Source organism: Gluconobacter cerevisiae (assembly GCF_015244675.1).
GTDB classification, from domain to species: Bacteria; Pseudomonadota; Alphaproteobacteria; order Acetobacterales; family Acetobacteraceae; genus Gluconobacter; species Gluconobacter cerevisiae.
The window spans coordinates 83,985-98,045 of record NZ_JABCQO010000007.1; the positions used below are offsets into that span (position 1 = coordinate 83,985).

15 protein-coding genes, 1 tRNA gene and 1 riboswitch are annotated in these 14,061 nt (G+C 61.8%); of the genes, 5 read left to right on the forward strand and 11 right to left on the reverse strand.

The features are described 5' to 3' along the window. Positions 1–100: 100 nt before the first annotated feature. A riboswitch (cobalamin riboswitch) is annotated at positions 101–307 on the forward strand. A gap of 107 nt (positions 308–414) precedes the next feature. From HKD21_RS09505 to HKD21_RS09520, 4 genes are read left to right on the forward strand one after another with little or no spacing between them, the layout of a single operon-like run. Next, positions 415–2,373: a TonB-dependent receptor plug domain-containing protein gene (locus HKD21_RS09505; RefSeq protein ID WP_228121289.1), complete on the forward strand. Its 1,959-nt coding sequence runs from the start codon at positions 415–417 to the stop codon at positions 2,371–2,373. 28 nt (positions 2,374–2,401) lie between these two features. Further along, on the forward strand, positions 2,402–3,223 hold the full coding sequence (locus HKD21_RS09510) for an ABC transporter substrate-binding protein (RefSeq protein WP_194255466.1): 822 nt from the start codon (positions 2,402–2,404) through the stop codon (positions 3,221–3,223). Beyond that, positions 3,220–4,206, forward strand: a complete 987-nt coding sequence (locus tag HKD21_RS09515) for a FecCD family ABC transporter permease (RefSeq protein ID WP_194255467.1) — start codon at positions 3,220–3,222, stop codon at positions 4,204–4,206. The genes HKD21_RS09510 and HKD21_RS09515 overlap by 4 nt, the downstream gene beginning before the upstream one ends. Positions 4,207–4,215: 9 nt before the next feature. Further along, on the forward strand, positions 4,216–4,986 hold the full coding sequence (locus tag HKD21_RS09520; RefSeq protein WP_194255468.1) for an ABC transporter ATP-binding protein: 771 nt from the start codon (positions 4,216–4,218) through the stop codon (positions 4,984–4,986). Here HKD21_RS09520 and HKD21_RS09525 read toward each other — a convergent pair. From HKD21_RS09525 to hisG, 11 genes are all read right to left on the reverse strand, one after another. Continuing rightward, a complete protein-coding gene (locus HKD21_RS09525; RefSeq protein WP_194255469.1) occupies positions 4,911–5,933 on the reverse strand; it encodes a bile acid:sodium symporter family protein in 1,023 nt (340 codons plus the stop codon). The two genes, HKD21_RS09520 and HKD21_RS09525, sit on opposite strands and share 76 nt — an antisense overlap. A gap of 92 nt (positions 5,934–6,025) precedes the next feature. After that, the gene (locus HKD21_RS09530; RefSeq protein ID WP_194255470.1) at positions 6,026–7,036 is read right to left on the reverse strand and encodes a DUF6624 domain-containing protein; all 1,011 of its coding nucleotides are present in this window, start codon (positions 7,034–7,036) and stop codon (positions 6,026–6,028) included. Positions 7,037–7,173: 137 nt separating this feature from the next. Further along, positions 7,174–7,249, reverse strand: a tRNA-Phe gene (locus HKD21_RS09535). A gap of 61 nt (positions 7,250–7,310) precedes the next feature. Further along, complete coding sequence (locus HKD21_RS09540) at positions 7,311–7,490, reverse strand: DNA gyrase inhibitor YacG (protein ID WP_194255471.1); 180 nt, start codon at positions 7,488–7,490, stop codon at positions 7,311–7,313. After that, positions 7,487–8,530: a ribonuclease E/G gene (locus HKD21_RS09545; protein ID WP_194255472.1), complete on the reverse strand. Its 1,044-nt coding sequence runs from the start codon at positions 8,528–8,530 to the stop codon at positions 7,487–7,489. The genes HKD21_RS09540 and HKD21_RS09545 overlap by 4 nt, the downstream gene beginning before the upstream one ends. Continuing rightward, the gene (locus tag HKD21_RS09550) at positions 8,527–9,183 is read right to left on the reverse strand and encodes a Maf family protein (protein WP_194255473.1); all 657 of its coding nucleotides are present in this window, start codon (positions 9,181–9,183) and stop codon (positions 8,527–8,529) included. Before HKD21_RS09550 ends, HKD21_RS09545 begins: the two co-directional genes overlap by 4 nt. A 13-nt stretch (positions 9,184–9,196) precedes the next feature. Further along, a complete protein-coding gene (gene infA / locus HKD21_RS09555) occupies positions 9,197–9,415 on the reverse strand; it encodes a translation initiation factor IF-1 (protein WP_007282896.1) in 219 nt (72 codons plus the stop codon). A 166-nt stretch (positions 9,416–9,581) separates the two neighbouring features. Further along, complete coding sequence (locus HKD21_RS09560) at positions 9,582–10,874, reverse strand: DEAD/DEAH box helicase (protein ID WP_194255474.1); 1,293 nt, start codon at positions 10,872–10,874, stop codon at positions 9,582–9,584. A gap of 127 nt (positions 10,875–11,001) precedes the next feature. Then, a complete protein-coding gene (locus tag HKD21_RS09565) occupies positions 11,002–11,442 on the reverse strand; it encodes a hypothetical protein (RefSeq protein ID WP_194255475.1) in 441 nt (146 codons plus the stop codon). Next, complete coding sequence (gene hisD, locus HKD21_RS09570; protein WP_194255476.1) at positions 11,442–12,734, reverse strand: histidinol dehydrogenase; 1,293 nt, start codon at positions 12,732–12,734, stop codon at positions 11,442–11,444. The genes HKD21_RS09565 and hisD overlap by 1 nt, the downstream gene beginning before the upstream one ends. Beyond that, entirely contained in the window at positions 12,734–13,459 is a 726-nt protein-coding gene (gene hisG / locus HKD21_RS09575) for an ATP phosphoribosyltransferase (protein WP_407646560.1), read from the reverse strand. Before hisG ends, hisD begins: the two co-directional genes overlap by 1 nt. A gap of 160 nt (positions 13,460–13,619) precedes the next feature. Here hisG and HKD21_RS09580 point away from each other — a divergent pair, with 160 nt between their 5' ends. Then, positions 13,620–14,060: a GntR family transcriptional regulator gene (locus HKD21_RS09580; RefSeq protein ID WP_194255477.1), complete on the forward strand. Its 441-nt coding sequence runs from the start codon at positions 13,620–13,622 to the stop codon at positions 14,058–14,060. Position 14,061 lies beyond the last annotated feature (1 nt).

Below are 14,061 nucleotides of genomic sequence, written 5' to 3' on the forward strand. Positions count from 1 at the left end.
GCAAAGGGTAGATTGTAACGGAATGAAATCCATGTTGCGGGTTTTACTGTGTCAAATCCGACACAAAAGGTCTTTTGTATTTGACTTGCCCTTTCCGGAGCGCTTCATGACAGCTGACGGTGCCCGTTTTTGCGGGTGAAAAGGGAATGCAGTGTGAAACTGCGGCTGCCCCCGCAACTGTAAATGCTGGCTGCTGCCTCAACAGGCAAGCGGCGCGATTTCAGGACATGAACCCACTGGCGCAGGCCGGGAAGGGACCTGAAGACGGAGCATGAGCCAGGAGACCTGCCGTCAGCATGAGTTGTCCGAAGGACGGTCCGGGCGGGGTGCATCGGAACGCCGGGTCAGACCGCGCAACTGCGGGCCTGCCTCCTTCTCGAGGGCGACGCAGAACGACGAGACACCACCATCACCATGCCCCGTATCTCCTGCCTTCTCCTTGCGACGAGCATGCTCGTCGCTGTTCCGGCGCTGGCGTCCGTTCCGGCACAGGAGCCGGTTCAGCCACAGAAGCCAAAGGCATCTCCGGCTCCGAAAGCCGTTTCTTCGTCCTTCCCCGAGACTGTTACGGTGACGGCAAACCGCATCCCGCAGGATCTGAGCAAGGTCGGCTCGCAGGTTACGGTTGTGACCCAGCGTGACATTGAACTGCTCCAGCGACGTGACCTCGCGGACCTTCTGGCACGCGAGCCGGGCCTCAACATGGTTCGCACGGGTGGGCCCGGCGGCACGGGCTCGATCTTTATGCGCGGCACCAACGCCAACGAGGTGAAGGTGCGGCTGGATGGGATGGACATCAACGATCCGTCCACCCCGGCCGGGGCGTTCGATACGGCGCAGTTTCTGACGGATGGTCTGGCGCGTGTGGAAATCCTGCGCGGCCCGCAGAGCGGCCTGTATGGTGCGGATGCGATGGGCGGCGTCATCGACATGACGACCAAGCAGGGGCAGGGCCCGCTGCACGGTTTTGTCCGGCTCGAAGGTGGCAGCTATTCCACCAAGAACCAGACGGCCGGGTTCTCGGGGGCGCTGCATCGCTTTCATTATATGGTCGAAGTCTCGCATAACCATGTCGGCGACTATCAGGCCGTCCCGAAAGACATCCGCGCGCAGGTTCACGGTCATGACGTCGCGTCCAACCGTAACGACAACCGCACGGCCAATGTGCGCCTTGGCTATGACGTGACGGACAATTTCGATCTCGGCTTTACGGCCCATCTGACGCAGACAGATTACGAATACGTCGCTGACGATTACAGTTCCTATCCAGCGTTACCCTCAGCGCAGCAGAACGAAAGCGACCTCAAACAGGCCATTCTGCGCGGAACGGCGCATCTGAAGTCCTTCAAGGGCGTGTTCGAGCAGACGCTGGGTGTCGGGTACGTCACCTATCGCCGCCATGACATCACGGCTGGGGAAGCCAGCATCGCGTCCAATCGCGGTGATCGGCTGAAAGTGGACTGGCAGGGCCTGACGCATCTCGGCCATAACGGCTCCTTCCTCGTCGGATATGATTATATCCGCGAGCGTATTCTGACGCCGATTAACGCCCAGACCACGACGAATGCCGCCTGGGGGCAGCTTGAGGGGCACTGGCACGATATTCTCTTCGGCTCGGCCAATATCCGCTACGACAACAATTCGCGTTACGGCAACTACGTGACATGGCGCGTAGCCCCGGCGGTGAAGATCCCCGGAACAGGCCTGACGCTAAAGGCCAGCGGTGGCTCAGGCTTCCACGGCCCCTCCCTGAACCAGCTCTTCGTCAGCTATCCGGCCTATTATTTTCTTGCGAACCCGAACCTGCGGGCCGAGCGCCTTCTGGGCTTCGACGCCGGGTTTGAAGAGCGCCTCCTGAATGGCAAGCTGACCTTCGGGGCCGACTATTACGGCAACCATGTCCGCAATCTCATCAACAGTGCGCTGTCGGGTTACAACTACACCTATGTCAACGTGGCCCGCGCCCAGACCCATGGTGTGGAGGCGTTTGTCGATTACCGCGTCATCAAGAGCGTTGATCTGCGCGGCACCTACACCTGGACGGACGCCACGGATCGCAGCACGGGTGCAGCACTCGTGCGTCGCCCCCATCATAAAGCCACGGCCAGCGTCATCTGGACGCCGACCAAGCGCCTGAGCATCACACCAAGCCTGCTTTATGTCAGTGGTTGGCACGATCTCGACCGGTACACGTCCAGAAGCACGATCGGTCATGATTACGTGACGGTGAACATCGCCGCCGAATACAAGCTGGCCGATTTCGTCAGCCTGTTCGCGCGTGGAGACAATCTGGGAAACCGTTATTATGAAAACCCTGTCGGCTATCTCCAGCCGGGGCGGTCTTTCTACGGCGGTGTGACGTTTGGCCTTTAAGGCATTCCTTCATATCTTTTCAGCCCCAATGGCAGTGCTTCTGCTGTGGGGCTGTTTTTCCGGGTCGGCCTGTGCCGGTCCGGTGCGGACGCGTATCGTCTCGCTTAATCTGTGTACGGACGAACTGCTGCTCGAACTGGCGCAACCGTCCCACATTCTCGGTCTCAGCCCGTTGGCCATGGATTGCGCGGAATCCGTCCGCTGCGAACTGGCACAGACCTATCCCGTGCAGCGTCCTGACGGCGAAAATCTTGTCGCCACGCATCCCGATCTCGTTCTGGACGGGACATGGCACCGCCCGACCGTTCCGCTCGTGACGACCGCCCTGCACGTTCCGTTCGTCCAGCTTCCCTCTATCGCGTCTCTTGCGGATATTCCCATTCAGATCAGGATAGTCGCTCACGCCATTGGCGAAGAGGCACACGGTGAGGAGATGGTCCGCGCCTTTGAGGAGCGGCTTGAAAACCTCCGTCCCGCCCAGCCGGAAAAAACCCTGACGGCAACGGTTATCGGTGCGAACCTTGCAGGAGAAGAGGGTGGGCTGATCTCCGATCTTCTCAAACGCGCCGGGTTCCGCCTGTCCGCTTCCGAGCGTCCGGATGGCACCATCGCGCTCGAAACTCTGATCGCCCATCCGCCAGACCTTCTGGTGACCGGCATGATTTCCGAAGGTTCGTCCCTGGCCGAAAATGTTGTTCACCACCCCGCCTTGCAGGGACGATTTACAGGCGCGCACCGTCTGGCGCTGCCCGGCCGTCTGACGATGTGCGGCACACCGGAGACTCTCGATGCGCTGGAGGCGCTGATCGCCGCGCATGATCGCCTGACCGCAGCGGAGCCTTCACCATGAGCCGTTACGCCCTGATCGTCGCTGTTCTGGTGGTGCTGGTTCTGCTCCTCTCTATCCTGTCCTTGAGCGCAGGCCCGGCGGGGATCGGCGTCCTTCAGGGCCTGTCCGATATGTTGCATGGCCGTGAGACGATTGCCGCGACCATCATCGGTCAGATCCGCCTGCCACGGATGATTCTCGCCCTGCTGGTTGGCGGTACGCTCGGTCTGTCGGGGGCGGCGCTTCAGGGACTGGTCCGCAATCCGCTCGCCGATCCGGGTGTGCTCGGTATTTCGGGCTGCGGCGCGCTTGGGGCCGTGCTCGTCTTCTACACGGGCGTCTCGGCAGTTTGGGCGCCTGCGCTTCCATTGGCGGCGTTGTCGGGCGCCGGGCTGGCCACGCTTCTGCTTCTGGCCCTCACGCGCGGCGGGACGCTCGTTCTGGTGCTGGCCGGTGCGGCACTGGGCTCCATGAGTGCAGCACTTCTGGCCCTGACGCTCAACCTCGTGCCGAGCCCCTATGCGTCCTATGAAATCATGCACTGGCTGATGGGGTCCCTGTCGCGTGCGAGCCTGCATGATGTTCTGATCGCCTTGCCCGGTCTGCTGGTTGGGTCGGCGTTTCTACTCGGGACCGGACGGTCTCTGGATGCCCTGACCCTTGGTGAAGATGTGGCCCACACGATGGGTTTCTCCCTACGCGCAGTGCAGTGGCGCGTTGTGATCGGAACGGCGTTGGCTGTTGGAAGCGGTGTGGCCGTCGCGGGCGGGATCGGGTTCGTCGGCCTCGTCATGCCGCATCTGCTGCGCCCGCTCGTCGGAGCGCGCCCCTCGCGTCTGCTCCTGCCGTCCGCGCTGGGAGGGGCCGCACTGCTGCTGGCGGCGGATCTGTTCGTGCGCCTGCCAGTCAGCGGCACCGAACTGCAACTCGGCGTCGTCACCTCCCTGATCGGAACACCGGTTTTCTTCTGGCAGGTCTGGCGCCTGCGCGGACGACCGGGATAGGCACGGATCATGATCCTCCAGACCGACACACTCAGCCTGACCCTTCAGGGGAACAGGCTCCTGCACGACATCACGTTCGACGTCCGACCCGGCGAAGTCCTCGGCCTGATTGGCCCGAATGGCGCAGGCAAAAGTACGCTCCTGCGCGTCATGGCCGGACTGCTCCGTCCCGAAACCGGCCGTGTCCTGCTGGATGGACAGGACCTGTTCTCCATGCCACCCGAACAGCGCGGGCGGCATCTGGCCTATCTCCCGCAGGACGCGCCATCTGCCATCGGCATGAGCGTGTGGGACGTCGTGACGCTCGGTCGTCTGCCCCATCGTCGCACGGTATCGGCGGAACAGGACGCGGCTGCCGTTCAGCAGGCGTTGAATGCCGTGGGAATGAGCGCCTTCGCCGACCGCTCCTCCGCTAGTCTGTCAGGCGGTGAGCGCGCGCGCGTTCTCCTCGCCCGGGCTCTTGCGGTTGAGGCTCCTGTCCTGCTGGTGGATGAGCCAGTCGCAGCGCTCGACCCTGCTCAGGCCCTGACGGTCATGGAATTGTTTAACCGATACGCGGCGCAGGGTCAGGCGGTGGCCGTCGTCCTGCACGATCTGGCGCTCGCAGCCCGTTTCTGCACCCGGATCGCCGTGCTGTCGGAAGGTGCTCTCGTCAGCATCGGGCCGCCGTCAGACGTACTGACTGACGCGCTTTTCGCTGATGTTTACGGTGTGGCGGTGCGACGCTGCGGAGAGGTCGCCGTCCCCTGGTCGCTGGTGTCGAGGAATCGTGCGCTATAACGCCGGGCCAGCAGCGTGCAGGTGAAAAGCTGGATCTGGTGATAAATCATGAGTGGCAGCACGATGATGCCGACCGACGCTGCCGGAAAAATAACGCTCGCCATCGGCACGCCTGACGCCAGAGACTTCTTTGATCCGCAGAACTGAAGCGCAATGCTGTTTGCTGTTGTCTGTCCCAGCCCCTTGCCCATCAGGTGCGACAGACCCAGAACCAGCGCCAGCATGGCACTGTCGAGCAATGCGACTTCCAACAGATGCGCGCCCGAAACGCGATGCCAGATCCCCTCCACCACGGCGGAGCTGAACGCGGTATAGACCACAACGACAATGGACCCGCGATCGGTAAACGAGATCAGGATCTTGTGCTTGCGCACGATCGGCCCGACCCATTTCTGAAGGATCTGTCCCAGCGCGAAGGGCAGCAGAAGCTCTTTGCTCACGTCGAGAATGGAGCCCAGCGGCGAATGCTCCGCTCCCACATGTCCAAGCACCAGCCCGGTCAGCAGCGGCGTCATTGCAATGCCTGCAATGTTGGAAACCGTCGCGGCACAGATCGCCGCCGTGACATTCCCCTTTGCAATGGAGGTCAGCGCGATGGAAGACTGCACGGTGGATGGCAGGCAGCACAGGAACAGGACGCCCGACCACAGCTCCTCGCCAAACAGCGCATCGGGAAAGATTGTCCGGAACAGCAGATGCAGTCCAACCCCGAGCAAAGGAAACAGAGCGAACGTACAGAACAGCACGCTCCCCTGAAGTTTCCAGTCCTTCACGCTGTCCACAATGGCGTGACGTTCGAGCTTCGCACCCTGAAAGAAGAACATGAACGTGATGAGGATCGTCACGACATGCTGAAGAATATGCTCCATCTGTCCACGGCAGGGTAGAATGGAGGCCAGCGCAATCGCGCAGATCAGGGAGAAGAGAAAGGGGTCAAGGCGCTTCATGCCGCACTATGTCCGCATCCGGCCCGGACATGCAACGGTCCCGGAGGTCATATCCGGTTTGTCGCCAACCACGTGATTGGTTGCTTGCGCTCTTAGCAATGGGAGGGAAGGTAGGTCAGATATGTTGCTTCGGAAAACAGACCCATTTCCGCCCGCCGTTTGTCCAGTGTCTTTGGATTTTCTCCGCCTGCGTCGAGTGAAAATGGCGCATAATGATGGTTCTGACATGAGAGTTGTGAGCCGTAATGTTGCTTTCCGGTCGTGGCAAGCATGACGCGGTCCGTCAGCAGTGCATAATCTGGTTTGCTGAATTTCCCCGCCCGCGCATACGGTGCAAGCTGGCGCAGGGCCCTTGTCTGAAAAGCGGGATCGTCATCGGCATGCTGGACCATCAACCATACCATGTTGGCCGCTCTGGGGCCTGCCTGTATCGTGGTTGACCACCCGTTCTTGTCCAGAAGATCTCTCACCCAGTGGCTGTTGTTCCAATCCACGTCCGTGAGTGCCTCGAGCATACGGTTTTTAAGCATTTTAAGCGTATCAGCGTCCACGCCTGACAGGCTGTCCAGTGACCCCGTTCCCAAGGGACTGCGCCAGGCCTGATCGGGAATGATACGGGCAGTCGCTTCTTCCTCCAGCGTATTCTGTCCCGTCCCGTGAATGGCATTGGTTGAAGCCGTAATTCCGGCCTCATAAACCTGACAGTAGGGAAGGCTTTTGAAAAGTGCGGTATGAAATGTTTCGAAAGTTTTGAAATCGTTCGCGGCTTCTACCCCATTGAGGATCTGCGAACATAATCGATCCTGATAACCGCGATCTTCTGGAACGGACGCCTTGATCCCAAGCTTTTCCAGCTTCACATCCTGTGTCAGAGCCGCCTCATGCACGCAGGCTTTTCCATAAGCCTCAATGGCTTTCCAGTCTGCCCCCTGTTGTGCCGTTGCCCCCGGAAAAGCGCCCCGAACGAAGCTGTAATCTCCCGGATCGAAGCTTCCGCCATGAATAAAAGGGATTAGAACCGACGGTGGCGCAACGGCTCCAAATGCGGAAGGTATTGCCCCCAGAGCGGCCAGCAGGATCAACATGCGAAAACGGCTCATCATGACGACATCCTGTCAGGAAATGTTACGTCACGATGCCCTGCATCAGAGGCTCAGATCAAGACCGTAATGGTCTTAGCTGCCGCACACATGCAGTCGCTCTGAAGTGCGGTGCAAAATAATCATTTCAAGGAAGTAAATGGTGCCCAAGACCGGGATCGAACCAGTGACACTGCGATTTTCAGTCGCATGCTCTACCAACTGAGCTACTTGGGCACCGAAGCTTCAGGAATAACCCCGTTGCGGAGATGGGGTGTAGCTTATCATTGCGGCGGGATCAACCCTCTCCGTCGTGATATTCGTCCTGTTCTTCGTCATTGTCCTGACGAAAGGACGGAACGCGGTATGTTCCGCTGAACCAGCGGCCCAGATCGACATCTGCACAGTGTTGGGAGCAGAAGGGGCGAAACCTTGCATCGGTGGGACGGTGACAGATCGGACAGGTGGACTCGCTCATGACAGGCTCCAGCTTGCGGGGGGGGCGTTGGGGTCAAGGACAAGGTTTAGCGTCCGCGCGCGCCGAGAGATGAACTCTGCGAGAGCCACAGGGTCACTTTCCAGTGCCTTGATGAGGCTGATTGAGGTCGTCAGCGTCTGGCCCGTGCGCTCTTCGCGCAGGATCGTCCGCAGGATGGACAGGGCTTGACCCTGCGGGGAAGACAGAAGTTCATGTAAAGGAGGGCGACGGCGCGGGCGCGTCAACTCCAGCAGGCCGGATGGGGTCGCGCCGAGCACTTCCGGTTTGAGCGGATCTCCGGATAGCGCTTCTCGGAAAAACGGTGCCAAAGCTGCACGTTTGCGCGTCTTCACACCTGCCGGATCTACCAGAATTGTGCCTGAGAGGTTCCGCAGACGGATCTGCCGTGCCAGCTCGGGAAAAGCCGCGACATTCCCTTTGAAGTCAGGGGCGCCAGTGCTGTCGAGGTCAATGGCAATCAGGGCGGGGGTCGGGAAAAAACTGGCGGTCAGCAGACCCAGATCGGCTTCGGAACTGCCAAGATTGTCAAAATCGGCCTCAAGCGCGCCATCAAATGCCTGCTGGCAGCGCTGAAGGCGCGGACGCAGCCGGACAGGCAGTTTTGCCGCAATGCCCGCATCGTCCACGAAAATTGGCGCATCCGGATAGCGGTTCGCCAGTTCATCCAGTGGGGTCGGGCCGCGTTCCAGCAGTTTGGGGGCGGAGGGTGGTTCAGCGGGCATGTCGGCCCGACGCAGGCGCAGACCCTTGCCGTTCTGTGCCGAGCGACTGACGCGGGCTGCGGTCAGAGCGCCTTCGATCAGGGCGTCGCGGGTGGAGAGAAAACCACTCTGGCCATCTTCTAACAGAACGAACGCACCACCCAGAGCTGGGGCGGCTTTCTGGACGCGGACAACGTGCCAGTCTTCCAGACCATCCGGGCAGCCGGGGCGCCAGAGTGCGACGTCCAGCAGCGTGTCATGATCCGTGACGGCAATCCGCACTTCGCCCGGAGAACAGGCTGCGCGGATTTCAGTCATGCGATCCAGCCGCCTGACGGCTTGCCCACCGGTTGCCCGCGCAGGAGCTGCGCAGTTTCAAACAAAGGTAGCCCCACAACGGCGGAATAGCTGCCGCCAATCTGGCGGATATGGGCGGCGGCGGCACCCTGAATGGCATAACCGGCCGCCTTGCCCTTCCAGTCCCCCTGCGCGATCAGGGCATCGATCTGCGCATCGGTCAGGCGATGGAAAATGACGGAGGTTTCCACCAGCCGCTCGCAGGAATTGCCCTGCGGCCAGCCCGCGCTCGGGCGCAGGACAACAGCGGTCAGAACCTTGTGCCGGCGGCCCGACAGCAGCTTTAGGCAGGCGCGGGCCGTCTTTTCGTCTTCGGCTTTCGGCAGGATGCGCCGACCGACCGACACCACGGTATCCGCGCCGAGGACTAATGCGGCATCCGTGCGTTGCGCGGCCACATGCTCCGCTTTCTGGCGGGCGAGGCGCTGCGCAAGCGGGCGCGGCAGTTCGCCGGGGCGCGGTTCTTCGTCGATATCGGCGCTCACGACGGCGTCGGGCACGATGCCGATCTGTTCCAGCAGGCTCAGGCGGCGCGGGGAGGCGGAGGCCAGAACGAGCTTCGGACGGTCCAAAAGGCCGGATGACCCTTCTGCGGAAGACGGGGATGCGGTCATGCGGCGGACTGTCTTACTTGAAGCGGAACGTGATCCGGCCCTTGGACAGGTCGTAGGGCGTCATTTCGACGTTGACGCGGTCACCGGCCAGAACACGGATACGGTTCTTGCGCATCTTGCCGCTCGTATGGGCGAGAATGGTGTGCTCGTTGTCGAGCGTGACGCGGAACATGGCGTTGGGGAGCAGTTCCATGACGGTGCCGGTAAACTCGATCAGGTCTTCTTTTGACATGTGAATCCTTGCTTCAGGGACAGGGTAATGATCTGCGCGCGGCAGTGGCTCCGGTGCGGAGCCAGAAAATCCAGCCCGCTATGTGCGGACTGTCAGCCCAAAGGTCAAGCGCGACCGGCCCCTGTCCCGGGATTCTTGCGGTTTTTATGCCGGTCCGACGTGGTTTTCAGGAGGCTTTGCCAACGCCTTGAGCTGCGGCGCGGGCTGCCATTTTTTCTTCCTCGGTCCAGATGCGGCGTTCGCGCACCTTCTGCGGCTTGACCTGCTTGACCGGACCACCGCCAAGCACGGGCGGGCGCATGGTGGAGTTCCGGGCCTTTTCGCAGTGCCATTCATGGCTGTCATGAACGTCCAGAGTCCGGCCGATCTCACGCTCGACGGCATGGAGCCAGGCGCGCTGCTCGGCATCGCAGAGCGTGATGGCGAAACCGCTGCGGCCCGCACGGCCCGTCCGTCCGATCCGGTGAACATAGCTTTCCGGCAGGCTCGGTAGATCGTGGTTGATGACATGCGTGACCGTATCGACGTCAATGCCACGCGCCGCGATATCGGTTGCCACCAGAACCTGCACGTCGCCTTCGCGGAACGCATTCAGCGCCCGCTCACGCTGACCCTGCGACCGGTTGCCGTGCAGAGCCTCGGCTGTAATGCCGGACTCGGTCAGGAAGGTGCAGACCTCGTTGGCGATGTTCTTCTGCAATGTGAAGACAACAGCCTGACCGATGCCCGGCGTCTGAAGCTGGGACAGAAGGGCCGCTTTCTTGTTGGACGCATCCATAAACATGACCGACTGCGCGATGCGGTCCACCGTGGTGGAAGGCGGTGCGATCTCGACCTTGGCCGGGTCGTGCAGGAGGCTCTCGACGAGGGCCGTAATGGATTTCGGCATCGTGGCGGAAAACAGCACCGTGTGCCGGTCTGCGGGGAGCGTTGCAACAATGCGTTCGATGGGTTTTGCAAAGCCCATGTCCAGCATCTGGTCAGCTTCATCCAGCACGAGCGCTTCAAGCTGCGACAGATCGCACAGGCCCTGCTCAATCAGGTCCAGCAGACGTCCCGGTGCAGCGACGATGATGTCCACGCCCTCTTCAAGCGCCTTGACCTGATGAAACTGACTGACACCACCGAAAATCGTGGTGACGCGCACTGGCTGATGGCGGCTGAAGCTCTCGAACCCGTCCGCGATCTGCGAAACCAGTTCGCGCGTGGGTGCCAGAACCAGAATGCGCGCGCCGTTTTTAGGGGCCGGGCGCGGGGTTTCGGCAAGCCGGTGCAGCAGCGGGAGCGCGAAAGAGGCCGTCTTGCCCGTGCCGGTCTGCGCCAGTCCAAGCAGATCGCGGCCTTCCAGCAGAAACGGGATGGACTGGGCCTGAATGGGTGTCGGCTTGACGTAGCCTGCGTCGTCCAGAGCGCGAAGGATCGTGGGCGCAAGGCCGAGATCGGCAAAAGTCACGGACATAATAAAGCGGCGCCTCCGGCGCTGAGTAAAGCTGCGCCTGATGGGGCTTCGCGGATTCAGAAAACGGGCTTGTACGAATGATGCCTCCCGCCGTCAACGCGGTGGAAAGACGTGCAGACTCAGTTCGTCAGGACAGTTTGGAAATATCGCGCATGGCGACGACCAGATTCATATGCGACGCCAGAAGTCTCTGCGGCAGGGACGGCAGATAAATCCGGATAGCCTCAAGCCGTTTGGAGTCCGGAAGGGCCGCAAATGGCGTGCGCGACCCCGGACCGTCACTTCCTGCGTCATAGCTTTTTGCAATCGCGGCAAGCAGCGTCGCGGGGATGGAAGCCAGAAGCGCTTTCTGCGCCGGGTTCAGAAGACGGTCCCGCAGGGGGCCGGAGAGCGTGCGCTCTTCGGCTATTTTCGGAGCTTCGTAAGGCTTGAGCTGGCTCAGCGGAAACTCGACCTCCACGCCATTGGCCTGCTCCACATAGCCGGTGGTGCCGTCGATATCGACCAGCCTGCCGTCATGCGTGCCCTTGAGGTCCGAAACATGATCACCGATCGACAGGCGGGCCATCAGTTTTTCTCCAGCCGGACCGACAGGCTGAGGGCGTGGGCGTCCAGTCCCTCGGCGGTCGCCAGCGCCACCCCGGCCGGGCCGATCCGCCGCAAACCGGCTGCATCGGTTTCGATGGTGGTGGTGCGTTTGATGAAATCGAACACCGACAGGCCGGAGGCGAACCGCGCCGTGCGGCTGGTCGGCAGTACGTGGTTCGGACCTCCGACATAATCGCCCACGGCTTCGGGGCAATTGCGACCCATGAAGATCGCACCTGCATGACGGACCATCGCTGAGAAATCACGCGGGGCGTCGAGCATGACTTCCAGATGCTCGGGCGCCAGCGCATTGACGATCTCGGCGGCTTCCTCAAGCGAGCGCACCACGATGACCGCGCCATGATCGTCCCAGCTTTTTGAGGCGATGGCTGCACGGGGAAGGGTTTCCAACTCTTTTTGGACGGCTTCGGCGGCGCGCGCTGCGAAGGCAGCATCCGTCGTCACAAGAATGGCCTGAGCCTGCTCGTCATGCTCGGCCTGTGCGAGCAGATCGAGCGCGACAAGGCGGGGATCGTTCTGCCCGTCGGCCACGACCACGACTTCGGACGGTCCGGCGATGCTGTCGATGCCGACATGCCCAAAGACCTGCCGCTTGGCTTCTGCGACATACGCATTGCCCGGCCCGACGATGCGATCCACCGGGGCGATAAGGTCCGTGCCGAACGCCATGGCGCCCACCGCCTGCGCGCCTCCAATACGGTAGATTTCCGTAACGCCGCAAAGCTGCGCGGCCGCGAGAACCACGGGGTTCAGCACGCCATCCGGTGTCGGGACACACATGGCCAACCGCTCCACGCCCGCCACGCGGGCGGGCAGGGCGTTCATCAGTACGGAGGACGGATAGGCCGCCTTGCCACCCGGAACATAAAGCCCGACCGCATCCAGCGGCGTCCAGCGCATGCCGAGGCGGATGCCGTCCTCGTCCGTGAAATCCAGATCCTTTGGCATCTGGGTCGCATGGAACGTCTCGATCCGTCGGGCGGCAGTGCGGAGGGCATCCATCAGGTCCGCCGGGACGCGCGCGGCTTCGGAGGCGATTTCTCCCGCGCTGATGCGGAGCCTTTCAGCAGGCAGGGTCAGGCGATCGAACCGGGCGGTATAGTCGCACAGGGCCTCGTCGCCCCGGCTGCGGACGTCTGCGAGGATCGCACGGACCGGTTCGGCCACGCTGCGTTCGTCGCTTCCACGGGCCGCGAGGAGCGTGGCGAAGTCTGCGGAAAAACCGGCTGCGGACGTATTGAGGCGTTTCATCAGACCGCACCCTCCGTGGCGAGGGCTGTGCGGAAACGCTCGATCAGGGTGCTGATTTCTTCAGGCCGGGTCTTGAGCGCGACGCGGTTGACGATCAGGCGGCTTGTGACATGGGCGATGGTTTCGGTTTCCATTAGGCCATTGGCGCGCAGCGTGGATCCGGTATCGACCAGATCAACAATCACGCTCGCTAGATCCAGCGTTGGCGCGAGTTCCATAGCGCCGTTCAGATGCACGATCTCGGCATTGATGGCGCGGGAGGCGAAATGGCGGCGGGCAATGGTCGGGTATTTTGTAGCGACCCGCAGACGGGACTGACCGGTCGCGGGATCTTCGACCATGGTTTTGGGGCGCGCTACTGCAATGCGACAGCCCCCGATGCCCAGATCAAGCGGGGCATAGATGTCCGGATAGTCGAATTCCATCAGCACATCCGCGCCGCACACGCCGATATCGGCGCCGCCATACGCTACGAAGGTTGCGACATCGAAGGAACGGACCCGCACGACATCCAGATTCGGATCGGACGTGCCAAAGCGCAGGCGGCGGCTGCTTTCGGTCAGGCAGTCTGGATCAGGCTCAATGCCCGTGCGCGTCAAAACCGGAGCGAGCGCCTTGAGGATGCGGCCTTTCGGAAGGGCGAGGATCAGCGGCGTATGATGATGCGCGGTTGCGTCCGTTCCGTTCCGGGTCATGATCGGGGGGTCGGTCTGGAGCGCTGTCATGCGACGTCTGGTCCTTGGCTGTCCGCAGGCACTGGGAACGGCAGCGCATATCACGAAGCCGGAGTCTTCCCAAGCCTTGCGCGGTTTCAAACGGTCTTGAGTGGACTTTGACACGGAATCTTCTTGACGGACGTTCCGAAAGCGGATCACTCTTGTATGCATGTCTGCTGACATAGAAACATTACTCTTCCCCACCTCACTTTCGGAGGCCAGCGCCCTGCCGCTACGCGTTCAGATCCGCGAGCGCGTGCTGGCCGCCATCGGTGCGGGTCTGCTGAAACCCGAAGATCGCCTGCCGACTATGCGCGCGCTCGCCGTTCATCTGCGGGTGGATCTCAACACCGTTCAGCGAGCCTATGCGGAGCTTGAACGACTGGGCGCGATCCGGACGCTGCGGGCCCGGGGCAGTTTCGTCAGCGACACGCCGCCACATCCGGACGGCGCGCTCAAAGCCGCGGAAGCCCGGGCGCTCGCGGCCTCCACCATCGCCCGCAGTCAGGCCGCGGGGCTTGACCCCGAAGCGGTCGTCATCGCCATGCGCGATCTTCTCGGTCTGCCTCCCACCTCATCCGAGCCCGAGAGCGGCTCTGCCAAAGGCTGAT

Bases quoted from the DNA above. Each gene is read 5' to 3' on its own strand.
- HKD21_RS09505 (WP_228121289.1), top strand. From the start codon at position 415: ATGCCCCGTATCTCCTGCCTTCTCCTTGCGACGAGCATGCTCGTCGCT.
- HKD21_RS09510 (WP_194255466.1), top strand. From the start codon at position 2,402: ATGGCAGTGCTTCTGCTGTGGGGCTGTTTTTCCGGGTCGGCCTGTGCC.
- HKD21_RS09515 (WP_194255467.1), top strand. From the start codon at position 3,220: ATGAGCCGTTACGCCCTGATCGTCGCTGTTCTGGTGGTGCTGGTTCTG.
- HKD21_RS09520 (WP_194255468.1), top strand. From the start codon at position 4,216: ATGATCCTCCAGACCGACACACTCAGCCTGACCCTTCAGGGGAACAGG.
- HKD21_RS09525 (WP_194255469.1), bottom strand. From the start codon at position 5,933: ATGAAGCGCCTTGACCCCTTTCTCTTCTCCCTGATCTGCGCGATTGCG.
- HKD21_RS09530 (WP_194255470.1), bottom strand. From the start codon at position 7,036: ATGATGAGCCGTTTTCGCATGTTGATCCTGCTGGCCGCTCTGGGGGCA.
- HKD21_RS09540 (WP_194255471.1), bottom strand. From the start codon at position 7,490: ATGAGCGAGTCCACCTGTCCGATCTGTCACCGTCCCACCGATGCAAGG.
- HKD21_RS09545 (WP_194255472.1), bottom strand. From the start codon at position 8,530: ATGACTGAAATCCGCGCAGCCTGTTCTCCGGGCGAAGTGCGGATTGCC.
- HKD21_RS09550 (WP_194255473.1), bottom strand. From the start codon at position 9,183: ATGACCGCATCCCCGTCTTCCGCAGAAGGGTCATCCGGCCTTTTGGAC.
- infA (WP_007282896.1), bottom strand. From the start codon at position 9,415: ATGTCAAAAGAAGACCTGATCGAGTTTACCGGCACCGTCATGGAACTG.
- HKD21_RS09560 (WP_194255474.1), bottom strand. From the start codon at position 10,874: ATGTCCGTGACTTTTGCCGATCTCGGCCTTGCGCCCACGATCCTTCGC.
- HKD21_RS09565 (WP_194255475.1), bottom strand. From the start codon at position 11,442: ATGGCCCGCCTGTCGATCGGTGATCATGTTTCGGACCTCAAGGGCACG.
- hisD (WP_194255476.1), bottom strand. From the start codon at position 12,734: ATGAAACGCCTCAATACGTCCGCAGCCGGTTTTTCCGCAGACTTCGCC.
- hisG (WP_407646560.1), bottom strand. From the start codon at position 13,459: ATGACAGCGCTCCAGACCGACCCCCCGATCATGACCCGGAACGGAACG.
- HKD21_RS09580 (WP_194255477.1), top strand. From the start codon at position 13,620: ATGTCTGCTGACATAGAAACATTACTCTTCCCCACCTCACTTTCGGAG.